Annotated in this window: 17 protein-coding genes and 1 pseudogene; 9 read left to right on the plus strand and 9 right to left on the minus strand. The window is 41.2% G+C overall.

Annotated features, from left to right (window positions below; all coding sequences use genetic code 11):
• The first annotated feature begins 61 nt into the window (after window positions 1-61).
• From RDV52_RS10185 to RDV52_RS10200, 4 genes are all read left to right on the plus strand, one after another.
• Window positions 62-2,050, plus strand: a complete 1,989-nt coding sequence (locus RDV52_RS10185; protein WP_004365652.1) for an OPT family oligopeptide transporter — start codon at window positions 62-64, stop codon at window positions 2,048-2,050.
• Window positions 2,051-2,526: 476 nt separating this feature from the next.
• The gene (locus tag RDV52_RS10190) at window positions 2,527-3,897 is read left to right on the plus strand and encodes an MATE family efflux transporter (RefSeq protein ID WP_004365651.1); all 1,371 of its coding nucleotides are present in this window, start codon (window positions 2,527-2,529) and stop codon (window positions 3,895-3,897) included.
• Window positions 3,898-3,900: 3 nt separating this feature from the next.
• Complete coding sequence (locus RDV52_RS10195) at window positions 3,901-4,113, plus strand: heavy-metal-associated domain-containing protein (protein ID WP_004365650.1); 213 nt, start codon at window positions 3,901-3,903, stop codon at window positions 4,111-4,113.
• 20 nt (window positions 4,114-4,133) lie between these two features.
• A complete protein-coding gene (locus RDV52_RS10200; protein WP_004365649.1) occupies window positions 4,134-6,053 on the plus strand; it encodes a heavy metal translocating P-type ATPase in 1,920 nt (639 codons plus the stop codon).
• Window positions 6,054-6,178: 125 nt separating this feature from the next.
• Here RDV52_RS10200 and rny read toward each other — a convergent pair whose 3' ends face one another.
• The 4 genes from rny to RDV52_RS10220 form a co-directional block, all read right to left on the minus strand.
• The gene (gene rny / locus RDV52_RS10205) at window positions 6,179-7,717 is read right to left on the minus strand and encodes a ribonuclease Y (protein WP_004363296.1); all 1,539 of its coding nucleotides are present in this window, start codon (window positions 7,715-7,717) and stop codon (window positions 6,179-6,181) included.
• Between the two features lie 34 nt (window positions 7,718-7,751).
• On the minus strand, window positions 7,752-8,045 hold the full coding sequence (locus RDV52_RS10210; RefSeq protein ID WP_004363293.1) for a cell division protein ZapA: 294 nt from the start codon (window positions 8,043-8,045) through the stop codon (window positions 7,752-7,754).
• Between the two features lie 10 nt (window positions 8,046-8,055).
• Window positions 8,056-8,349: a hypothetical protein gene (locus tag RDV52_RS10215; protein WP_004365648.1), complete on the minus strand. Its 294-nt coding sequence runs from the start codon at window positions 8,347-8,349 to the stop codon at window positions 8,056-8,058.
• Window positions 8,350-8,441: 92 nt separating this feature from the next.
• Window positions 8,442-9,077 carry a hypothetical protein gene (locus tag RDV52_RS10220; RefSeq protein ID WP_004365647.1) on the minus strand — a complete coding sequence of 212 codons (636 nt, stop codon included), beginning with the start codon at window positions 9,075-9,077 and terminating at the stop codon, window positions 8,442-8,444.
• 497 nt (window positions 9,078-9,574) lie between these two features.
• Here RDV52_RS10220 and rfbA point away from each other — a divergent pair, with 497 nt between their 5' ends.
• From rfbA to RDV52_RS10240, 5 genes and pseudogenes are all read left to right on the plus strand, one after another.
• The gene (gene rfbA, locus RDV52_RS10225; RefSeq protein ID WP_004363289.1) at window positions 9,575-10,459 is read left to right on the plus strand and encodes a glucose-1-phosphate thymidylyltransferase RfbA; all 885 of its coding nucleotides are present in this window, start codon (window positions 9,575-9,577) and stop codon (window positions 10,457-10,459) included.
• A 15-nt stretch (window positions 10,460-10,474) separates the two neighbouring features.
• Window positions 10,475-12,979, plus strand: coding sequence for a GumC family protein (locus RDV52_RS10230; RefSeq protein ID WP_004365646.1), 2,505 nt, complete (start codon window positions 10,475-10,477; stop codon window positions 12,977-12,979).
• Window positions 12,980-13,048: 69 nt separating this feature from the next.
• Window positions 13,049-13,474: a BT0820 family HAD-type phosphatase gene (locus RDV52_RS10235; protein WP_004365645.1), complete on the plus strand. Its 426-nt coding sequence runs from the start codon at window positions 13,049-13,051 to the stop codon at window positions 13,472-13,474.
• A 210-nt stretch (window positions 13,475-13,684) separates the two neighbouring features.
• Window positions 13,685-13,732: pseudogene (locus RDV52_RS11300) on the plus strand (hypothetical protein); the annotation flags it as partial.
• 6 nt (window positions 13,733-13,738) lie between these two features.
• A complete protein-coding gene (locus RDV52_RS10240) occupies window positions 13,739-14,707 on the plus strand; it encodes an IS256 family transposase, variant Zn-binding type (protein WP_223381191.1) in 969 nt (322 codons plus the stop codon).
• A 180-nt stretch (window positions 14,708-14,887) separates the two neighbouring features.
• On the opposite strand, the gene lpxA is transcribed toward RDV52_RS10240, so the two are convergent.
• From lpxA to RDV52_RS10265, 5 genes are all read right to left on the minus strand, one after another.
• Window positions 14,888-15,670, minus strand: coding sequence for an acyl-ACP--UDP-N-acetylglucosamine O-acyltransferase (gene lpxA, locus RDV52_RS10245; RefSeq protein ID WP_004365644.1), 783 nt, complete (start codon window positions 15,668-15,670; stop codon window positions 14,888-14,890).
• 25 nt (window positions 15,671-15,695) lie between these two features.
• Window positions 15,696-17,075, minus strand: coding sequence for an efflux transporter outer membrane subunit (locus RDV52_RS10250; protein WP_004365643.1), 1,380 nt, complete (start codon window positions 17,073-17,075; stop codon window positions 15,696-15,698).
• A gap of 25 nt (window positions 17,076-17,100) precedes the next feature.
• On the minus strand, window positions 17,101-20,361 hold the full coding sequence (locus tag RDV52_RS10255) for an efflux RND transporter permease subunit (protein WP_004365642.1): 3,261 nt from the start codon (window positions 20,359-20,361) through the stop codon (window positions 17,101-17,103).
• Between the two features lie 19 nt (window positions 20,362-20,380).
• Window positions 20,381-21,718 (minus strand): efflux RND transporter periplasmic adaptor subunit, encoded by a 1,338-nt coding sequence (locus RDV52_RS10260; protein WP_004365641.1) that lies wholly within the window; start codon window positions 21,716-21,718, stop codon window positions 20,381-20,383.
• A gap of 284 nt (window positions 21,719-22,002) precedes the next feature.
• Window positions 22,003-23,427, minus strand: a complete 1,425-nt coding sequence (locus RDV52_RS10265) for a CCA tRNA nucleotidyltransferase (RefSeq protein ID WP_004365639.1) — start codon at window positions 23,425-23,427, stop codon at window positions 22,003-22,005.
• Window positions 23,428-23,458: the final 31 nt, after the last annotated feature.

The raw sequence follows: 23,458 nt of genomic DNA on the forward strand, positions 1-23,458 counted from the left end.
AAACCGAAATTTGCAAAATCGAAACGAAACTTTACCTTTAGAATAACATACAACTAAGGATATGGAAAATAAAGAAAAACAAAACATTGAACTTCCTGAAAACGCCTTCCGAGAACTGAAAGAGGGCGAGGAATATCAACCCGTGATGAGCCCGAACAAGGTTTATCCAGAAGTAAGTACGTGGTCTGTAACTTGGGGATTGGTAATGGTGGTGCTGTTTTCGGCAGCGGCTGCCTACTTAGGACTTAAAGTCGGACAGGTATTCGAGGCTGCCATACCGATTGCCATCATTGCCATTGGTATGTCGTCGGCTACCAAACGCAAGAATGCGCTGGGCGAAAACGTCATCATTCAGAGCATCGGAGCTTGCTCGGGCGCAGTTGTTGCAGGCGGTATCTTCGTTATGCCTGCCATTTATATGCTCGAATTGCAAGCCGACTTCTTCCAAATATTCATTGCAGCAGCGTTGGGCGGCATCTTGGGTATTCTTTTCTTAATCCCGTTCCGTAAGTATTTCGTTAAGGAACAGCACGGCAAATACCCCTTCCCTGAAGCTACGGCTACGACACAGGTGCTTGTGAGCGGCGAGAAAGGTGGCAGTCAGGCGAAGCCATTGTTGCTTGCGGGTCTTGTAGGTGGTCTTTACGACTTCAGCGTGGCTACGTTCGGCTGGTGGAACGAAACCGTTACAAGCCGTATGATTGGCTTTGGCGAATCCATAGCCGACAAGGCAAAACTCGTATTCAAGGTAAATACAGGTGCGGCTATCTTAGGTCTGGGTTACATCATCGGTCTGAAATATGCCTTCATTATCTGTATGGGCTCGCTCGCAGTGTGGTGGTTGATAGTTCCCGGAATGGCTCTCCTGTTCCCCGATACCGTGCTGAACCAATGGGACCCAAGCGTGGTTGTTACGGTGGGCAGTATGTCGGCAGAAGAGATTTTCAAGAACTACGCTCGTTCTATCGGTATCGGCGGTATTGCAATGTCGGGCGTTATCGGTATCGTAAAGTCGTGGGGCATCATCAAAAGTGCTGTCAGCTTGGCTTCAAGAGAAATGAAAGGCAAAGGCGCAAGCCAAGAAGAAGCGATAAGAACACAACGCGACATTTCGTTTAAGATAATTGCTTTCGGCAGTATTACAACTTTGGTGATAACCTTCTTGTTCTTCTACTTTGGCGTAATGCAGTTCAACTTGATGCACGCCGTTGTGGGTATCGTGCTCGTGGCACTGATTGCCTTCCTCTTCACGACGGTTGCAGCAAATGCCATTGCCATTGTCGGTTCCAACCCAGTGTCGGGTATGACACTGATGACGCTTATCTTGGCTTCCGTAGTTATGGTAGCTGTCGGACTGAAAGGCAATTCGGGTATGTTGGCAGCTTTGCTGATCGGTGGTGTAGTATGTACCGCCTTGTCGATGGCAGGTTCGTTTATCACCGACCTGAAGATTGGTTACTGGCTCGGTACCACACCTAAGAAGCAGGAAACGTGGAAGTTCCTCGGCACTATTGTATCGGCAGCAACCGTTGCAGGTGTAATGATAGTATTGGACAAGACCTACGGTTTCAATTCAGGACAGTTGGCTGCACCGCAGGCAAACGCTATGGCAGCCGTTATAAAACCATTGATGAGCGGACAGGGTGCGCCTTGGATTCTTTACGGTATAGGTGCTGTCCTTGCATTGGTGTTAGACCGTTGCAAAGTGCCTGCACTGGCTTTCTCGCTCGGTATGTTCATTCCTATTCAGCTAAACATTCCTTTAATCATAGGTGGTGCGGTGAACTGGTATGTTACAACACGTTCCAAGGACGAGCAAATTAACAAGCTACGTGGCGACAAGGGCACGCTCATAGCATCGGGCTTCATTGCGGGCGGTGCACTGATGGGTGTTGTTTCTGCGCTGATTAAGTTCTTCGGCATCGAGTTCGACCACGCCGAATGGTGGCAAAACCACCTTTCTGAACTTCTCGCACTCGTTGCTTACATTGCTCTGATACTCTACTTTATCACGGCAACAAAGGTTTCTGGTAAAGACAAAGCAGCGTAAACAAATTAAGAAACTCTATTGAAAGAGAATGTATTTAGCCGATACATTCTCTTTTTCTTTTTAGGCTGTCTCTCTAAATTATCTCTCATTAAACCGATGTTTCTTGCATCAGTTAGTATCAAAACACTATTAAGTTCGTGCAGGAAGAGACTTAATTAATTGAAGAAAGCTTATAAGCTATCTATAAAAAGCTTATAAGCTATCTATAAAAAGCTTATAAGCTATCTATAAAAAGCTTATAAGCTATCTACAAAAAGCTTATAAGCTATTAATAAAAAACTCATAAGCTTTCTACCATTAGATAAGTGTCCGCGATGGTATTCACAGATGATATAATTCAGCTTGATATAAAAACACGCTATGCAAACCATAATTGGAGCGATTAACATAGCACATATCAACTATTCTGTCATTTAGTTATAATTAGAATATTATATTGCAGTTTATCGCTTCATTTTTTGTATTTTTGCAATCGTATGCATAAAGGTAAAGATAACTATACGTTCCTGACAGCGGAACCAATTCATAAGGTTGTGATAACAATGGCGGTTCCTACCATAATTTCGATGTTGGTAACCAGCTTGTACAACATTGCCGACACTTACTTTGTGGGACAGATAAACACGCAGACCACGGCAGCCGTGGGCATTGTGTTTTCGGTGATGTTCTTCATACAGTCGTTCGGTTTCTTCTTCGGACACGGTTCGGGAAACTACATTTCACGCGAATTGGGTGCAAAACGCCACGATAATGCCGTACGTATGGCATCGAATGGCTTCTTCTTTTCGTTCGCATTTGGTATAGTAATTATGATTGTGGGGCTGCTTAATCTTAAGCCTCTATCGGTTTTATTGGGAAGCACACCAACCATTCTGCCCTATACCGAGAAATATTTAGGTGTTGTGTTGCTTGGTGCTCCATTCTTAACATCATCGCTCACGCTGAACAACCAGATGCGTTTGCAAGGCAATGCCACTTATGCAATGTATGGCATTGTGGTGGGTGCGGTATTGAATGTTGCGCTCGACCCACTTCTTATTTTCACCTTCGATATGGGAATAACGGGTGCAGCCATTGCAACCGTGACTGGACAGGCAGTTTCTTTTATCATTCTTTTCTATATGGCTCGGCAGGGAGAGAACATCGGAATATATCTTAAGAACTTCGCTCCGTCGTGGAATGCACTTAAAGAAATCTTCTTGGGAGGTAGTCCATCGCTGTCGCGTCAGGGATTGGCGTGCTTGGCAACAATGTCGTTAAACATTGCAGCAGCCCATTACGGCGACGAAGCTATTGCTGCAATGAGCATAGTTACACGTATATCTATGCTTGTGCTTGCAACAGTTATTGGGTTGGGGCAAGGGTTTCAACCATTATGTGGTTTCTGCTACGGTGCAAAACTTTACGACAGATTGAGAGAAGGCTATATGTTTACCGTGAAAACGGGCACGCTCTTCTTGCTCGCTTGCACCATTATAGGCTGGATTTTCAGTGGGTCGCTCATCGAATTGTTCCGCAACGATGCCAAAGTTATAAGCATAGGCGTTGTTGCTCTGCGCTGGCAATTGTGCACTTATCCCTTTGGTGCCGTGATAGTGGCAAGCAATATGCTTGCTCAAACTTGCAGGAAGCCGTGGCGAGCTAACTTCCTGGCAGCAGCACGGCAGGGACTTTTCTTCATTCCTTTAATATTTATACTTCCGCAATTCTTCGGACTTTTAGGCGTGGAGATGTGTCAGGCAGTGAGCGATACCTTCTCGTTGTTGGCAACAATCCCGATAATGATTTATACTTTCAGAGAATTTAAGAAAGAACAAATAGAGTTTAATCAACAAAAAAACAAATAGATTATGGAAAATAGATTATTCACAGTAAATGGTATGCGTTGCGAACATTGCAAGGCAAGTGTAGAAAACGCAATAAAAGAAATAGCAGGTGTAGAAACTGCAGAAGTAGACTTAGCAAACAAAACAGTAAAAGTTTCGTACGACAGCAATTTGGTAAGTCCCGACAAAATAAAAGCGGCAGTAGATGCAATAGGTCGCTTTGAACTGATTTTATAAGACTACAAGGAGAAAGAAAAATGAAAAAGACCATTCCAGTAATTGGTATGGCATGTTCGGCATGTTCTGCCAATATAGAAAAGAAACTAAACAGCTTAAACGGAATAACATCAGCTTCAGTGTCGTTACCATCGCGTTCAGCATTAGTAGACTTCAATCCAGACGAAGTTTCGCTGACAGACATGAAAGCAGCTATCAACGCAATTGGTTACGACCTTGTTATTGAAGAAGGAAGATCGGCAGTTGAAATAGAAAAACGAGCTTACACACTTTTAAAGCGTAAAGCTATTCTGTCGTGGATATTTGCCATTGGCGTTATGGCAATATCAATGCATTGGATTAATCTTGGAAATAACAATACCAGCAATCAGGTGGCTTTGCTTGTTGCGCTGGGCAATATGTTGTATTGTGGCAAACAGTTCTATGTTTCGGCATGGAAACAGCTAAAAAATGGTTTGGCAAATATGGATACGCTTGTTGCCTTGTCTACTTTAATAGCTTTCTTGTTCAGCGTTTTCAATACATTCTGGGGAGAAGCCGTGTGGAGCAGTAGAGGAATTGTGTGGCATACTTATTACGATGCATCGGTTATGATTATCACCTTTGTGCTTACAGGTAAACTTTTGGAAGAAAAAGCCAAAGACGGAACAGCATCGTCTATTAGAGAGATGATGGGAATGACACCTAAGACAGCACATATTGTAGATGGCGACAAGGTAGAAGAAGTGCCAATATCTACAATTGAAGTAGGCGATTTGCTGGAAGTCCGTACCGGAGAGAAAGTTCCTGTAGACGGAGAAGTGGTTTGGGCAGAAAGCTTTATGACACCAGATGCAGCTTACATTGACGAAAGTATGATTACGGGCGAGCCTAATCCTGCAAAGAAGGAGAAAGGCGATAGAGTTTTGGCAGGCACTATTCCAAATCAAGGAAAATTAAGAATGCGTGCTCGCCAAATTGGGAAAGACACCATGTTAGCACAAATTATACGTATGGTTCAAGAAGCACAAGGTTCTAAAGCTCCTGTTCAACGCATCGTAGATAAAGCAGCATTGGTGTTCGTTCCTGTTGTATCGACAATAGCTCTCGTTACTTTCTTAGCTTGGTGGATTATTGGAGGTAATACTTATTTGCCACAAGCCATCTTATCGGCAATTGCAGTGTTGGTAATTGCTTGTCCATGTGCAATGGGATTGGCTACACCAACAGCACTAATGGTAGGTATAGGCAAGGCTGCCGAAGAACAAATACTGATAAAAGATGCTTCGGCATTAGAAAACTTGCGCAAGATTAATGCGCTCGTAACCGATAAAACGGGTACACTAACTATACCAAACAAAAATATAGACTTTACAAAATCGGATAATTTGGCTTTAGAAGAACGCGAAACTCTAAAACCAAATGCACGCGAAGCAATGGAGACATTGCAAAAAAACGGTGTGGAAGTCTATATGATGAGTGGAGACAAGGAAGAAGCCGCTAAGTATTGGGCAGAAAAGGCTGGAATAAAACATTATCAAAGCAAAGTTCTGCCACAAGACAAAGAGAGCTTAGTTAGACGTTTACAAGCAGAAGGAAAACATGTTGCAATGGTTGGCGATGGTATAAACGATACGCAAGCATTGGCTTTGGCAGATGTTAGCATTGCTATAGGAAAAGGAACAGATGTTGCAATGGACGTTGCGCAGATTACACTTATGGGCGACGATCTTCGTACCTTACCAGAGGCATTACAATTAAGTCGTCGCACTGTACGTATGATTTGGGAAAATCTGTTTTGGGCGTTTATATATAACATTGTTTGTATTCCGCTCGCAGCTGGCGTATTATACTTATTTGGCATAGACTGGCAAATAACTCCATCTTGGGCAAGTGCTTTAATGGCTTTCTCAAGTGTCAGCGTTGTTCTGAACAGTCTACGTCTGAAGTTGATGAAATAAATACACTAAGTCTCAGCATCTAAATTGCACAGTTTTGTAGTGTATATATAATAAAAGGTGGACTCTTCTTACAAAGGTCCACCTTTCTTTATTAGTTCTATTATAGAGCGTTTTATCTATCGTTTTTACTTTGCATAAGAAACACTACGTGTCTCGCGAATAACCGTAATTTTAACTTGTCCAGGATAAGTCATTTCGTTCTGAATTTTTTCAGCAATCTCTGTACTTAGTTGTTCGCTTTGTGCATCGTCCATCTTATCGGCACCAACAATAACACGTAGTTCTCTACCAGCTTGTATAGCATAAGTTTTTGTTACGCCTGGATAGCTCATAGCAATTGCCTCTAAGTCGTTCAAACGTTTTATATAAGCTTCTACTATTTCGCGACGAGCACCTGGACGAGCACCAGAAATTGCATCACAAACTTGTACAATAGGTGCAATAAGACTGGTCATTTCTGCTTCGTCGTGGTGTGCAGCTATAGCATTACAAATTTCTGGTTTCTCTTTATATTTCTCCGCAATACGAGCACCGTATAATGCGTGTGGAAGTTCTGTTTCTTCGTCAGGTACTTTTCCTATATCGTGCAACAGTCCTGCACGCTTTGCTTTCTTAGGATTTAACCCAAGTTCGCTTGCCATAATACCACAAAGATTTGCAGTTTCTCTTGCATGTTGCAAAAGATTTTGTCCGTATGATGAGCGGTATTTCATTTTTCCTATAATACGAATAAGTTCTGGGTGCAAACCGTGGATACCTAAATCGATTGCCGTGCGTTTTCCGGTCTCAATTATCTCGTTGTCTAATTGTTTTTTCACTTTAGCAACAATTTCCTCTATACGTGCCGGGTGAATACGTCCATCAGAGACTAATTGATGAAGAGCCAAACGACAAATTTCACGACGAACTGGGTCGAAACCAGAAATAACAATTGCTTCGGGTGTATCGTCTACAACTATTTCTACACCTGTGGCTGCTTCAAGTGCACGAATGTTTCTACCTTCGCGACCAATAATCCTACCCTTTACTTCATCGCTTTCAATGTGGAAAACACTAACAGAATTTTCTATTGCGGTTTCTGTTGCAACACGTTGAATAGTCTGAATAACAATTTTCTTAGCTTGTTGATTAGCATTCAGCTTAGCCTCGTCAACGATTTCATTGATATATGATGCAGCATCGAGTTTTGCCTGATCTTTCAAACTTTCAACAAGTCGGCTTTTTGCTTCTTCCGCACTCAATCCAGAAAGTTCTTCGAGTTTTGCACGTTCTAACTCTTTCTGTTTTTCTAATTCTTGTTCCTTTACCAACAATAACTTCTTTTCATTTTCTATACGCTGTTGTTGTTGTTCTATTTCCTGCTTGCGACGATTTGTTTCGTCTAACCGTTGATTTAGCGTAATTTCTTTTTGTTTTAAACGGTTCTCATTCTGCTGGAATTTGTGGTTTCGTTGCTGAACTTCTTTTTCTAATTCACTTTTCTTATTAAGAAACTTTTCTTTAACTTCGAGTAGTTTTTTCTCCTTCAACACCTCAGTATCTCTTTCGGCCTTTGCCATAGATTCTTTGTATTGTGCATTAATCATGTAACGGAATGTAGCATAACCAATGACGCAACCTACTGCGAGACAGCCGAGGGCTATTATTATTGTTATTAAACTCATCTAAAATTATTTCTATATATTATTTTTATCTTGGTTATTTTTTTAATGCTTCTTCTATCTCTGAAGTGAGTTTACCAAGAACTTCTTTAAATGGTGCTGTATCGTTTCGTGCACCTTCTTTCTTGTAATGAAGCGTTATATCCAACATAGCCATATATAATATGTCTTTATCGCTCTTTTTACCTTTGAAGTAGGTGGCATAGGTATTTACAGTATCCGTTATCAATTTTGACGCTGCACGATAATATTCTTCGTCTTCACGCGGAATATTCACCGACAGTTCTGTATCGTATACATGTAACCTGATATGCAATTTATCATCAGCCATTCTTTCTGGGTTATTTCTCACTAATGAGTGTGATGCACTTGTTTACATCTCGGATAAGTTTCGATATACGTTTCTGGGCGTTTTCCATATCACCATCAGAAATCTCTATCATCTTAGCCATTTTTAATGAATTATAGTCGTTTCGTGCTTGTTTTAGTTGTGCTTCGAGCTTTTCAATCTCTTTATCACGTTTATCCACCAACTCACACAAATCGGTGTTTTCTTTTTTTACTTCTTCATACTGAAGTATCATTTGTCTAACACGAGTTGCAAAAGTATTTAGGACCTTTTCATTCGCATTCATCTTCTATTTCATTTTGGCTACAAAATTACGTTAAAGATTTAATTTAACAAAATTTTTTGCCCAATTATTTTCTTTTCCCTATTGAATAACCCTTATGCTTTTGTTGCAACATTTTTGTTTTGTTTGGGCTCTTTTTTTGCTAATAGAACGATTTGATATACAAATTCTGTTGCCCATTTGCGTGAAAAACCAAGGCGTTGCGATAATTGACGGACAGACATTAATGTTTTTATGACACCAGGGTCGCGATAATCATTTTTGCCATATATATCGTTTATAGTTTTCTCTGTCATTGTATAGATAAGCTTTTTAAAGAAACCAGGCATACGCAGTTTAAATTTCATCAGATTACCAACAAGCATCATCAAATCTTGTGTATAAGCCTGAAATTGATATAGATACCCTTGCGCATCTTGTATCTTCCTACAGTTTTTCTTCACACTTGCATCAATTTCATCGAAAAACAAATCGCTTGTGCCATACAAGTTCTTCATTGTCTTTTTTACACTATTCCTCTCCCCTACTCCTAATTTGTTATTGACAGTTGGAACATGGAAAGTTTGCTTATAACTACGAAGATCCGGCAACATTGACAGGCTTGTAATACCTAATCGGGAGGCAAGAACAGCTTGAAAATACACACGTACCAAAGTCATATAGTCGTTCATACCGCCAACTTTCTCCTGGTCTTCGTTATTTCTTCTAAATATTTTCGAAAATATTCCCATTTTAGTCTATAAATGATTTGATTAATAATTAAGTTCTCGCTCTTTACGCTTGCAAAGTTAAGAAAATAAAATAAGATTGGGACATATTAGTTTGTTTTTTTAGCTGACAATTAAAGTATAGGCAAATCTGAAAAAATAAAAAAGTCATTGAAATGTATGCCTCCAAAAACTTATAATAACAAAAAAAAATTTTATAATAAAAACTGGAAAGGCATAAATTACTACTAATTGCACCTTCTACGTGGAATTTATAGAACATACCATAATAAATAAAGAAACAGATGATAACATTTTTTATTGTAGATGCCTTGAATATCAATTTAATTGATTACCTTTGCGAACAAATTATAAAATAACTCGGAATAGAATGAATGGTGATAACTATTTGCAAGTAATTATTGGAATGTTTCTACGAGATATGAAGATAGAGAAAAGTGTATTGCCTACTTGTTCTAACTGGGCATAACATCAACATAATAAGCACTTAAAAAATAAATATGAAAGGTATTGTTCTAGCAGGAGGGTCAGGTACGCGCCTTTATCCAATTACGAAAGGCATAAGCAAACAGTTGATACCTATTTATGATAAACCAATGATTTATTATCCTATTTCCGCCTTAATGCTTGCAGGCATAAAAGAAATATTGATAATATCAACTCCATACGATTTGCCAGGTTTTAAGCGTCTTTTAGGCGATGGACATGATTTTGGAGTAAAATTTGAATATGCAGAGCAACCGTCGCCAGACGGATTAGCACAAGCTTTCATCATTGGAGAAGAGTTTATTGGAAGCGATTCCGTTTGTTTGGTTTTAGGCGATAATATATTTTACGGTGCCGGCTTTACAGGAATGTTGAAAGAAAGTGTAATAACAGCAGAACAAGATGGAAAAGCAACTGTCTTTGGCTATTTTGTGAACGACCCGGAACGCTATGGTGTTGCAGAATTTGACAAAGCAGGGAATTGTCTTAGTATTGAAGAAAAACCCAAACATCCAAAAAGTAATTATGCTGTTGTCGGATTGTATTTCTATCCTAATAGTGTTGTAGAAATAGCAAAGAACATAAAACCTTCAGCACGAGGAGAACTCGAAATAACAACGGTAAATCAAGAATATCTCGCAAAAAATGAACTCAAGGTTCAAACGCTACAGCGTGGTTTCGCATGGTTAGATACAGGTACACATAATAGTTTGTCGGAAGCAAGCACCTTTATTGAATGTATTGAAAAACGACAAGGTCTAAAAATTGCCTGTCTTGAAGAAATTGCGTATAAAAAAGGTTGGATAAGCAACCAACAACTTAGAGAAAGTGCAGAGGTAATGAAGAAGAATGAATATGGTCAATATCTTCTTTGTCTTGCTGATGGTAACAATCAATAGAAATATTGTATTATTATGATAGAGGAAAATAAGAACGTCGAAAAAGAATATGGACAAGACGAAAATAAAAATTCGTTTATAAATTTTCAATTAATTTATCGCACCGTCATTCTTAATTGGTATTGGTTCATACTATCTGTAATTATTTGTGTAGGTTTGGCTGCTATTTACTTGCGCTATACTACGCCTACTTATCAAACTGTTGCGAAGTTACTTATTAAAGACCAAGAAGATAATAAGAAATCGGGGATAAAATATTCATCAAACCTTGGGACTATCTCCAATTCGGAGGGTATCGATAATGAGATAGAAATTCTGGGGTCAAGGTCTGTCGCTCAAGATGCCGTACGCGATTTGAAACTTTATGTAAACTACACAACAAAAGGAAGACTAAAGACGACAACACTCTATAGAAATCAACCACTAAATGTTGATGTCGATAGTAAACATTTAGAAAATTTAAACAGACCGATAGAACTTTCGATTAAACGCGATAGTAATACTTTCATTCTGGATGGTACATATTACGTTCCAACAAATGAACGTGATGCCGAGGGTCCATTTACATTGAATACAAAATTCTATTCTTTGCCACATTCCATTGTTACCCGTGCGGGCGTGATTACTATATCGTCTAATCAAGGTAGACTTTTAAGAAAAGGCGAAGAATTAAATATTACATTGCAATCGCCCAAAAATGCTTGCGGACAATATGTTAACGATATTCAAATTTCGAAAAGTTCGCAAGGGACAAGCATTGCTTATCTCAAAATGACAGACGAAATTCCTAATCGAAGCATCGATTATTTAAAGCAACTTGTTGTAGCTTATAACCGTCAAGCAAACGAAGACAAGAATACTATCGCTCTTCGTACAGAACGATTTATAAGTTCGCGCCTTGGTAAAATTGGTCAAGAATTGAGTGCTACCGAAGGTAAACTGCAGAACTACAAACAGCAAAACGGTGTAGTTGAACAACAAGTAAATGCAGCAAGTAGTTTTTCAAATCAAACTGCATCTGAACAGAAACTAACTGAAATGGAGACACAAATCCAGCTCTTTAATAGTATTGCTTCAGAAGTTAAAAATTCTTCAAGAGATTTTTCACAAGTAATACCATCTGATGTTGGTTTGAGCGATGCAACAGCATCAAGCCTTATCAATAAATATAATGAATTGGTATTAGAAAGAAATCGTCTTCTTCGTAGCGCTTCAGCAAGTTCTCCAGTAGTAGAACCTCTTACCGACCAAATAAGAACGCTTAACAAGAATATTCGACGCGCTATTGAAACTGCACGTAACAATCTGGAAATCCAACGCGATGCTGTAGTTGATCAATTTAAAAAATATAATACGGAAGTTGCTGAAGCACCTGTACAAGAACGAATGATACAATCTATCGAGCGCGAACATGAAGTCATGTCGAGTTTGTATTCTATGTTGCTACAAAAACGAGAAGAAAATAGCATGTCGCTTGCAGCAACTGTCGACAAAGGTAAACTTATTGACGATCCACAATTTGCTGGTATCGTAAGTCCAAATACCGAAATGATATATTTGATAGCATTGTTGGTTGGACTTCTTTTGCCATCTCTTGTTCTGTTCCTCATTCAGTTCTTTAGATATAAGATTGAAGGACACAACGACGTGGTACAGCTTACTAAGTTGCCAATTATTGCCGATGTCCCCGTTGCAAACGAAGCAGCAAAAGGGAAAGCCGACATTGTGGTGCACGAAAATCAGAATAACCAAATGGAAGAAGTGTTCCGTGCAATGCGTACCAATATACAATTTATATTGGAAGAGAACCAAAAAGTAATTCTCTTTACATCATCTACTTCAGGTGAAGGCAAGACATTTACAGCAGCTAACCTTGCAGTAAGTTTCGCTTTGTTAGGCAAAAAGGTTATCTTTGTAGGACTTGATATTCGAAGACCGCGTCTTGCAGAACAGTTTAAGATAAACGACCACAAGCATGGTATTACAAACTTGCTTATAAAGAACGAACCTACGTTAGAAAAGTTAAAAGAACAAATTGTGCCATCGGGTGTAAATCAATACTTAGACTTGTTGATGGCTGGACCTATCCCTCCAAACCCAACAGAGTTAATAGCACGCCACTCTTTAAATATGGTATTCGATTTGTTGCGTCAAGAGTATGATTATATAATTGTAGATACTGCGCCAGTTGGTCTTGTTACCGACACTTTGCAGATTGGTAGAATTGTAGATACGACTGTTTATGTATGTCGTGCCGATTATACGTTGAAATCGTCTTTCGATATGATTAACGAACTTTCAGAAGAAAAGAAACTTCCAAAGATGAATATCGTGCTTAATGGTGTCGATATGTCAAAAAAGAAATATGGTTACTATTATGGTTATGGACGTTACGGAAAATATGGACGATATGGTGCAGGAAAATACGGAAAGCATGGTGCATATGGAAACTATGGCAGTTTTGGTAACTACCGTAACAGCAAATATGGAAATAAGAACGATAATTCTATAAAACGATAATATAAAAAGTGATGAATAAGAAGTGTGTCAATGTAAATGCCTTGCCACACTTCTTTTCTTTATGTAATTATGGTAATAGCAGTAGATTTTGATGGAACTATAGTGGAGCATATGTATCCTAAAATAGGAAACGAAATTCCATTTGCAACAGATACTTTAAAAGAATTAATAAAAGATGGACACCAATTAATTCTTTGGAGTGTTAGAGAAGACGGACTTTTACAAGAGGCTGTAGACTGGTGTCATAGACGCGGAGTAGATTTTTGGGCAGTAAACAAAGATTATCCAGAAGAAGAACGTTCGAAGAACAACCATTTCTCACGAAAACTAAAGGCAGACATGTTTATCGACGACCGCAATGTTGGTGGTTTACCCGATTGGGGAACTATTTATCAGATGATAAAATATAACGAAACGTGGGAAAGCATGCACTATAATCATCAAAACCCTGAATACGGACAGCCAAAGCGAAAGAAACATTGGTGGAACTTTTAGTTTTAGCAAGACCACCTTCCTTATACAGAAAGTACCAACAGAAGTCTTTTGAATAAATTTGATGCTACATTGACGAGTTGGAGAGCATGAAATTATATGGCATTTGTAGTTATTTTGAGGCGTAATGGACATTTGGTAGGCTGAAACCTCTCAAATGTCCTTTATTTATTACCTTTGCAGCATTTGAAAGCTTATGAATAAAAAAACTGTATATTCTGTAACAGTTCAAATGTTAAAAAGAATGGTCATCGGCGTAATGTCCAAATGTACTTTTGCAGGGATTGTGGCAGGCAATTTCAAAGTGATCAGCGTATAGACAATGTGTGTTTATGGAGTGACTATCTGACCGAGAAGCGAACTATTTCTGAGCTTTCCACTCTTCACAAATGCTCAGAAAGAACCATACGCCGTAGGCTAAGTTCAGTGGCAGACAGCTTCACTCCCATCTATCCTGAATCTGCAACAATAATACTGGACACGACCTACTTCCCCAAGACCTTTGGTGTGATGCTCTTTCAAGATGCCGCATCAGGCAGGATACTTCATCGTAGGTTTGTCAGGAACGAGACCAACAAGGAATACCTTGAGGGACTCAGATGCATTAAGGAGGGTGGAACTCGGATAAAGGCAGTGGTGTGTGATGGACATGTCGGGCTTTTACAAGCTGTAACATCCTGCCCTGTGCAGATGTGTCAATTCCACCTGTATTTTAAATTTGTCTTTTTAAACTCAGGTGGAACTCGGATAAAGGCAGTGGTGTGTGATGGACATGTCGGGCTTTTACAAGCTGTAACATCCTGCCCTGTGCAGATGTGTCAATTCCACCAGTTGCAGATAGTCAGAAGGCTTCTTACCAACAATCCGCATTTGCCAGCAGGCATCGAGCTGCTGGCATTAATGAGAAGCATGTTCTCTATTGGGAAAGAAGAATTCACATCAGGCTTTGATAAATGGTGTGACGAATGGAAAGAGTTCCTTGATGAACGAACTCTACTAATCTCAGGCAAGACAACCTATACACATAGAAGGCTGAGAAGTGCAAGGCGTTCGGTAAAGACACACCTTAAATGGCTCTATACGTATGAAGAATATCCTGAATTAGAGATACCCAATACAACAAATCTATTGGAAGGATTCAACTCACAACTTAAAAAGGCACTGCGTAATCATAATGGAATGAAGGAGGTTAATAAAAAGAAGTTCATAGATGGGTTCCTGAATATAAAAAAGTAGGCTGGAATTACCAGCCTACCAAATGTCCATTACTAAAATACGAGAGGTTTTCAGCCTACCAAATGTCCATTACGCCTATTTTGATGAAAAAATTGTTTCCATATTCGTTAAAACGAAAATGCCTGGCAAATGCTTGTTAAAAGCAGTTTGCCAGGCAATGACTCAATTTATCTCTTACGTTTATATCTTGCAGATGATGCCGTGTTCAGTTTTCCGAATGAACTCGACAATGTTGCGGATTTCGGGCGAATTGGGCACCTGCTCGTCTATTTGTATGCAGGCGTCGAACACGGAAGTCTGTCCGTGGAACACAAGTCGGTAGGCATTGGCTATGTGTTTAATCACTTTTTCGCTGATTTCCAGTTCGCGGCAAACCGACGTGTTCACACTGTCGTAGGCAACAGGGCTGCCGCCAGCTACGATGTACGGTGGAACGTCGCGGGCAAAGGTGGTTCCTGCCGTTATGTAAGCGGCAGTCCCTACGCGTGTCCTGGCTTTCTGAATGACGCCGGACGAGTAGATTGCACGGTCGGCAACCTCGCAATCGCCTGCAATCTTGGTGCCGTAGCTGAATATGCAGTGGTTGCCCACCTTGGTGTCGTGGCTGATGTGCACGCCTTCCATAAGGAAGTTGTTCGACCCGATGACGGTTTGGCAACCACGGTGGGTAGCACGGTTGATAACAACATTCTCTCTGATGACGTTGTTGTCGCCGATAACACACTCGCTTTTTTCGCCAACGAAGTTGAAATCTTGTGGCAATGCACCAATAACGCTGCATTGGTGTATCTTGTTTCCGTTGCCTATTCGGCTGCCATTCAGAATGCTGACGAATGGAAACACGATACAGTTGTCGCCAATTACTACATCGTCTTCGATGTAAACGAATGGAAATATTTTGCAGCCGTCGCCTATCTTCGCTTTCGGAGAAACATCGGCTTTTGGACTAATCTCACTACTCATACTTATAAATGTGTTTTAAGAAAACTTATTTTGACCCACCACCAAGCGCATAGTAAAGGTTTACGATGGCTTGTAACTTAGAGAACTGGTCTTGAACCTGAGATATTTCTGCATTCAGCAGGTTCTGTTGTGCAGTAATAACTTCAAGGTAAGAACTTGAACTTTGGTTGTACAGCATCTGTGTTTGCTCTACATTCTTCTTCAATATTTCTATCTGCTTTGTGTAAAGTACGTCTTTCTCTTCGGCAGCATTGTATGCCACCAATGCGTTACTTACTTCCGAACCAGCAGTCAGAACACTGTTTTGCCATTTGTTGTATGCTATCTTGTATTGGTCTTCAGCCACACGAAGTCCTGCTCTAAGCTTTCCTTGCATGAAAATAGGCTGCGTTAGTTTGCCGATAGCATTGAAAAGCAACTTCGCAGGGTTTACCATTCCGTTGCCGTTGCTCCAACCGCCCGAAGCCGTAATGCTTAGAGAAGGGTAGAAGCGGGCACGCGCTTGATTGACATTATAGAAGCATTTAGCCAACGCCATCTCGTTTGCGTGTACGTCGGCACGGTTGCTTAGAATTTCAACACCTATGCCACCAGAGAAGTTTGAAGGCAGTTTCTGGTTGTCTAACGTGCCTCGTGCAATGCCATGCACAGGCTCGCCCATAAGCAGACTCAGCGAGTTTTCAACCTCGCGTGTCTGTTTCTTTATGTCGGTGGCACGTGCTTGAACGCCGTAATAAGCCGACTGTGCACTCTGTACGCTTGTTGCACGTGCTCTGCCGTAGTCCATCTGGAGTTGCATTATATCCCACGTGTTCTTTGTAAGGGCTGCCATATCGGTAACAATCTTGTTCTGCCGGTCGAGCATCAGCAAAGTGTAGTATAGGTTTGCAACGTTGCAGATAAGTTTTGTTTGCACTGCAACCTTGTAGTCTTGCATCTGAATCATAGCCATCTGAGCCGCTTTCTTCGCATTGCGGAGATTGCCGAAGAGGTCTATTTCCCAGCTCGAAGCTATGGGCAACGTGTACGATTTGGTGGCTTCGACGTGCGAACCGAAGTGTGTAATTGTACCTTGCGGTGCAAGAGCTAACGATGGGAGGAATGCCAACTTGGCAGCACCGAGTTGCTGTTCGGCTATATCAATGTTGAGTGCGGCATTGAGCAGGTCGGGATTATTGGTCAATGCCTTCTCTATAATAGCTTGCAAATTAGGGTCGGTGAACACATCGCGCCAAGGAAGTTGCCCAAAATCGTTTGCTCCCTCCAACGTTGTTTGGTCGTTGATGGGGTCGCGTACAAGACCATCGGTTTTCACTTCAGGACGTTTGTATGTTCCATATAGGCTCTTGCAACCCGTCAAAGACAGTGTTGCAAGTCCTAAAATGATGATATTTCTTATTTTCATAACTTTCTTACTTCGTTAGTAATCTTTACTCTTCTACCTCGTAGCTCTCTGCTGGACCACCAAGAAATGGTTTCAATTCCTTTGCCACTTGTTTGTTTTCCTCATCTTCGAACGACATAGGCTTAAACTTTTCCTGTAAGTATTCAAAGATAACGAAGAGCGAAGGAACGATGAACACCTGACAAAGCGTACCTATAAACATACCACCTACGGCAGCAGCACCCAGTGTTTGGTTACCATTCTTGCCCACACCGCTTGCAAACATCAATGGCAACAGACCGATAACCATTGCAAGAGAGGTCATAAGGATAGGGCGCAGACGCGCACCGGCACCGAGAATGGCAGCATATTTAATTGCCATACCTGTACGGCGGCGTTCCAATGCGAACTCTACAATCAAGATGGCGTTCTTTGCCAGCAGACCAATCAGCATAATAAGCGAAATCTGCATATAGATGTCGTTGTTGTGTCCGAATAGCATTGTGAAGAGGAAAGCACCCGCCAAACCGAATGGGATAGACAGAATAACCGCCAACGGAAGGATATAGCTTTCGTATTGCGCACTTAGAATAAGGTACACAAAGACAAGACATAGAACGAAAATGATGGCTGTTGAGTTGGAAGCTTCTTGCTCTGAACGTGTCAGACCAGAGAATTCGTAAGTATATCCTGCAGGAAGTTTCTCGGCAGCAACCTCTTCTACGGCTTTAATAGCATCGCCCGATGAGTAGCCGTCAGCAGCTTGCACGTTTATGTTAATGGCTGTAAACAGGTTGAAACGGGCAATGTTAGAAGGGCCGTACACACGTTTCAAAGTACAGAATTCACCCACTGGTGCCATTCCACCTTTGGTTCTGACATATATATTGCTCAATCCGCTTTCGTGAATACGACTTTCCACAGTTCCTTGAATCATTACTCGGTACAGCTTACCGTAAGCGTTGAAGTTTGATGCGTACATACCACCGTAATAACCTTGCAATACAGAAAGGATAGCGGAAGGCGAAGTTCCAGCTTGTTTAGCCTTAGCCACGTCTATATCTACCATATATTGAGGATAATTAGGATTGTACGAAGTCATTGCCTTGCCGATTTCAGGACGCTCACCCAGTGCTTTCAGATAGTCTTGCGTAATGTTGAAGAACTTGTTCAAATCGCCACCAGTACGGTCTTCCATTGAAATGGACAGACCATTTGCCATCGTAAAGCCAGGCACCATAGGAGGTCCGAATGCCAATATACGTGCTCCCTTGATGCTTGCAGTCTGCTTGTAAATCATACCCAATATCATATTAGAAGATGTCGGGTCGATGAATAAGCCTGCAATACCAGCACCGTCGAATACCGCTTTGATACGGTCAAACAAACCATACTTTCTTTCTTCAAACGGTTTTAACTTGAGAATGAAGGTCGCTTGGTCTGAACCTTGACCGGCAATGAAGTTGAAACCAATGATTTGGGCACGGGTTTCAATGTATGGATTGCTTTTAAACATCTTATCAATCTGCTCCGTTACCTTACGCGTTTCAGTCTGCGACATACCCGGTTCCAAAGAAACGGTAGCAAAAAGTACACCTGTGTCTTCGTCAGGGACAAGTCCTGTCTTGGTGGTTGCCATTGTAATAACCAATGCCACAATACCTAAAACAACAGAAACACCAGTTACGAGGCGGTTGTTGATAATCTTCTCAACCGATTTTTTGTACTTCGTATTAATCTTTTCGTACTGTGTATTGAATGCAAGATGGAAACGGTCGATGCGGCTTAACTTCTTTTTTTCTTCCTCGTTGTGAGGTTTTAAGAAGACAGCACACAAGGCTGGAGAAAGCGTCAAGGCATTCACTGCAGATATAATGATAGACACAGCCATCGTAACACCAAACTCACGATAGAACGTACCTGATGTTCCACTCATGAAAGATACAGGAACGAACACGGCTGCCATTACCAATGTAATGGAAATAATGGCTCCTGAGATTTCGTTCATCGCATCAATAGCTGCCGTTAGCGAACTCTTATAGCCCAAATCGAGCTTCGCATGGACAGCTTCGACCACCACAATGGCGTCGTCCACCACAATTGCAATCGCCAGCAAGAGGGCTGAAAGCGTCAGCAAGTTGATAGAGAAACCGAACATCCATAGGAAGAAGAAAGAACCAATCAACGCCACTGGCACGGCAATCATCGGTATCAATGTAGAACGGAAGTCTTGCAAGAAGACATAAACTACAAGGAATACCAACGCCAAAGTCAGGAAGAGCGTGAAGATAACTTCTTCCATAGAGGCAAACAAGAAGTCTGTTACATCTTGCTGTATTACTACTTTCATTCCTGGAGGCATTGTTTTCTGTGCTTCTGCAAGTGCTGCCTTCACGTCTTTTGCTATCTGCGTGGCATTCGAACCTGCAATTTGCTGAACCATTCCGACCACTGCTGGCTTTTCATTGTTCAGCATTGATACAGAATACATCAATCCACCGAGTTTCACATCGGCTACATCACGAAGATGAAGGGTTTGTCCGTTGTTGTTTGCTGATATGATAATGTCGCCATATTCCTTTTCGGTCTTGAGACGTCCCTTATATCGCATCGTGTATTCGTACTTCGTATTGCTCTGCTCACCGAACGAACCCGGAGCCGCTTCGATGTTCTGTTCAGCCAATGCACCTGAAATATCGCTTGGCACAAGACCATATTGCTTCATCTTTTCGGGCTTCAACCATATACGCATAGAGTAGGTTTTCATACCCGGATTCTGCACATCGCCTACACCATTGATACGTTTCAGCAATGGTATAATGTTGATAGCGTTGTAGTTTGTGAGGAATTCGTCGTCGTAACGACCATCGTCGGTTGTTAATGTATACATCACAACGTTCGAGTTCTGACGTTTCGACACGGTTACACCTGCACGCGTAACTTCCGCTGGTAGCAAGGCTTGTGCCTGCGATACACGGTTCTGCACGTTCACTGACGCCATATTAGGGTCGGAACCTTGCTTGAAGTAAACCGTAATCATTGCAAGACCAGCGTTGGTAGCCGTTGATTGTATATAAGTCATATTCTCAACACCGTTTATACTCTCTTCCAATGGAGTAACAACGGAGTTCAATACAGTTTGTGCGTCAGCTCCTTGATAGTTTGCCATCACCGAAATGGTTGGTGGCGCAATATCCGGATACTGTTCAATTGGCAGCGAAATCAATCCTATCATACCCAATAGCACGAAAAATATGGATACTACTGTTGATAGTACTGGACGCTTTATAAAATTAGTGAAAGTCATAATCCTTTTATTTTACTATCTATTTCTTATCATCATCACCTTTCATTGCTTTTAAGAATCCACCTGCTGAACTTTGATTTTCTCCAAGTCGGGCTGCTTTTTTCAATGCTTCATCGTATTGGGCAGGAGTTAAGGCTTTTATCTCCTTACCGTCTTGCAATGTGGTCAGACCTTTAGAAACAATCTTATCGCCAATCTTTAAGCCTGAAGTAACTACATAATTCACACCATCGTTATCTGGGTTAACTTGGATTTCGGTATAATGTACTTTGCCTTTGTCGTCTACTTTATAGACAAAAATCTTATCTTGAACCTGAACGGTAGCTTCTTGTGGAATAACCAAAGCATTGTTGTTATTCTTTGCAATTACAACTTTACCACTACCACCGCTTTTCAACAGGTGTTCCGGATTAGGGAAATGTGCAATGACATTTATTGTTCCAGTTGTAGCATCAATCATTCCGCTCGTCTTGACGATTATTCCTTCGTGGTTATAGATGGAACCATCTACCAGCTGAAGGCTTACCTTAGGGAAATTATTGATAGCATTGCTTAAGCCATGGTCGTTGCGAGAAAGAGCAAGAACGTCAGCTTCGGTCATAGAAAAGAACACTTCCATTGTAGATACATCGCTAATGGTTGTTACAGGCATTGGCGATGATGGACTTACCAATGCACCTTCTTTATATGGCAAACTACCTACAAAACCATTGGTAGGACTCTTTACATAACAGAAACTTAGATTATCTTTTGCCGAAGCAAGTCCAGCTTGTGCTTGTTTTAAAGCTGCTTGAGCCTGCTTAACTCCTGAATGGGCAGTTTGAATACCACTCCTCGCTTGGTTTACAGATGCTTGTGCGGTTTCGTAAGCATTCTTTGCACTCTGCAATTCGTAATCGCCAATAACCTTATTACTGTATAAGTTTTTGCTGTTATTATAGGTTAATTGTGCCGTTGCTGCTTGTGCTTGTGCAGAGTTTAGGGCAGCTTGTGCTTGTACAACCGTTGATTGAGCACGACTAATGCCACTTTGAGCTGACGCTACGGCAGCTTCGGCTTGGCGAACCGCAGCTTGGTACACTGAATTATCAATAACAAACAAAACCTGACCGGCACGAACAGTTTCGCCTTCGTGTACATAAAGCTTTGTGATGAGACCGCTTACTTTCGGACGAATCTCTACGTCTTGAATGCCTTTGAGCACTGCAGGATAGGTCGTTTTCATTTGTGCATTTGCTGCACCAATTGTTATTACTGGATATTCGTTGCTTGTAGGCAATTGTCTCTTGTTACCACCGCAACTCGAAAGCACTGTTATGGCTATTGCTGCCAACAGTAAAAACTTGCTTTTAATCATACTTCTATCTGTATTTTGTTATCTTTCTTATTTTATGTTCTACTTAATAATCAACTCTTTAAATACTACCATTCCTATTAAAAACTTAAATGGGTTAATAAGTTTTCTTTGTGCAAAGATAATATTTTTACTTCAATTGCAGTCTAAAACAACTTCAATATTTAACAATAATTACATTCAAATTGAAGCTATAAATATGTTTTGACTAATCCAAGCTTATTTCTGCGAGTACTGTTTAGACATAAATAGTACCCTCAATACGTTCCGAATGTAAGCAAAATATTCTACATCAGTCCCATCTCTGCCGCCTTTTTCTTTAACAAATCCATAAGTGGTTCGCGCTCGTTAGGCACACTGTTATCTAAAACGGCATCTTTTAGTGTTTTCTTTAGCTCTCCCACTTCACGACTGGGCTTTAAGTTAAACAATGTCATTATCTCGTTTCCATCAATACATGGTTGCAGCAATCGTTTATAATCGCGTTCTTTAAGGTCGTCCAATTTTTCACGAACGGTCTTGAAATTGTCTAAGAAACGTTGCTTGCGTGCAGCATTCTTGCTTGTTATATCAGCTTCGCAAAGCGTCATCAGGTCGTCAATGTCATCGCCGGCATCATTCATCAGGCGACGGACAGCAGAGTCTGTAACTTCCTCGTCGGCTATGATGATAGGGCGCATATGCAGATCTACCAGCTTGCGCACATATTTCATCTTGGCGTCCATCGGTAATTTCAGACGTTTAAAGATAGATGCAATCATCTTTGCACCTATTATATTATGACTGTGGAAAGTCCAACCTGCAACAGGGTCCCAACGTTTGCTCTTCGGTTTACCTATATCGTGGAACAATGCAGCCCATCGCAACCAAATGTTGTCAGTTGTTTTTGATATGTTGTCGAGCACCTCCAATGTGTGGAAAAAGTTGTTCTTGTGTGCTCTGCCGTTGCGTGTCTCTACCACGTCCATTGCTACAAGTTCGGGTAAGATAATTTGGAGAAGGCCACAACGATACAAGTCTATGAAGCCTTTGCTCGGCGTACGTGTTGCCATTATCTTGTTCAGCTCATCAGCAATACGTTCTCCACTCACAATCTTTATGCGGTTGGCATTGTGTTCCAACGCCTCAAAGGTTTCGTCCTCAATGAAAAAGTCCAATTGTGTGGCAAATCTTACACACCGCATCATACGCAAAGGGTCGTCCGAAAAAGTTATGTCGGGGTCCAACGGAGTGCGGATAATGCCGTCCCAAAGGTCGTCTACACCGCCGAATGGGTCTACCAATTCGCCAAAACGGCTCTTGTTCAAGCACACTGCCATTGCATTTATGGTAAAGTCGCGTCGGTTTTGGTCGTCTTCCAGCGTACCGTCTTCTACAATTGGCTTACGGCTGTCGTGGCTGTAGCTTTCCTTGCGTGCGCCGACAAATTCCACTTCCATACCGCCAAATTTCACTTGTGCTGTGCCAAAGTTTTGGAAAACTGATATATGAGCCCGCTTTCCAATTGTCTTTTTCAGTTCGTTGGCAACGCTGATACCACTCCCCACCACCACGACATCTATGTCGTTAGAAGGTCGTTCAAGGAATAAGTCGCGGACATAACCGCCCACAACGTAACATTCCAAGCCGAGTTTGTCGGCTGCATCAGAGATTTTATGAAATATATCCTTGTCTATCAGCTTTGCCAATTCGGCATCAGTCAAGTCTCGCATACTGTATTTAACTATTTGAGAGTGCAAAGTT

The sequence above is a fragment of the Prevotella nigrescens genome (assembly GCF_031191185.1).
Lineage (GTDB): Bacteria > Bacteroidota > Bacteroidia > Bacteroidales > Bacteroidaceae > Prevotella > Prevotella nigrescens.

Bases quoted from the DNA above. Each gene is read 5' to 3' on its own strand.
- RDV52_RS10190 (WP_004365651.1), top strand. From the start codon at position 2,527: ATGCATAAAGGTAAAGATAACTATACGTTCCTGACAGCGGAACCAATT.
- RDV52_RS10215 (WP_004365648.1), bottom strand. From the start codon at position 8,349: ATGAATGCGAATGAAAAGGTCCTAAATACTTTTGCAACTCGTGTTAGA.
- rfbA (WP_004363289.1), top strand. From the start codon at position 9,575: ATGAAAGGTATTGTTCTAGCAGGAGGGTCAGGTACGCGCCTTTATCCA.
- RDV52_RS10260 (WP_004365641.1), bottom strand. From the start codon at position 21,718: ATGATTAAAAGCAAGTTTTTACTGTTGGCAGCAATAGCCATAACAGTG.
- RDV52_RS10200 (WP_004365649.1), top strand. From the start codon at position 4,134: ATGAAAAAGACCATTCCAGTAATTGGTATGGCATGTTCGGCATGTTCT.
- RDV52_RS10230 (WP_004365646.1), top strand. From the start codon at position 10,475: ATGATAGAGGAAAATAAGAACGTCGAAAAAGAATATGGACAAGACGAA.
- rny (WP_004363296.1), bottom strand. From the start codon at position 7,717: ATGAGTTTAATAACAATAATAATAGCCCTCGGCTGTCTCGCAGTAGGT.
- RDV52_RS10265 (WP_004365639.1), bottom strand. From the start codon at position 23,427: ATGCGAGACTTGACTGATGCCGAATTGGCAAAGCTGATAGACAAGGAT.
- RDV52_RS10235 (WP_004365645.1), top strand. From the start codon at position 13,049: ATGGTAATAGCAGTAGATTTTGATGGAACTATAGTGGAGCATATGTAT.
- RDV52_RS10250 (WP_004365643.1), bottom strand. From the start codon at position 17,075: ATGAAAATAAGAAATATCATCATTTTAGGACTTGCAACACTGTCTTTG.
- RDV52_RS10240 (WP_223381191.1), top strand. From the start codon at position 13,739: ATGTACTTTTGCAGGGATTGTGGCAGGCAATTTCAAAGTGATCAGCGT.
- lpxA (WP_004365644.1), bottom strand. From the start codon at position 15,670: ATGAGTAGTGAGATTAGTCCAAAAGCCGATGTTTCTCCGAAAGCGAAG.
- RDV52_RS10185 (WP_004365652.1), top strand. From the start codon at position 62: ATGGAAAATAAAGAAAAACAAAACATTGAACTTCCTGAAAACGCCTTC.
- RDV52_RS10255 (WP_004365642.1), bottom strand. From the start codon at position 20,361: ATGACTTTCACTAATTTTATAAAGCGTCCAGTACTATCAACAGTAGTA.
- RDV52_RS10195 (WP_004365650.1), top strand. From the start codon at position 3,901: ATGGAAAATAGATTATTCACAGTAAATGGTATGCGTTGCGAACATTGC.
- RDV52_RS10220 (WP_004365647.1), bottom strand. From the start codon at position 9,077: ATGGGAATATTTTCGAAAATATTTAGAAGAAATAACGAAGACCAGGAG.
- RDV52_RS10210 (WP_004363293.1), bottom strand. From the start codon at position 8,045: ATGGCTGATGATAAATTGCATATCAGGTTACATGTATACGATACAGAA.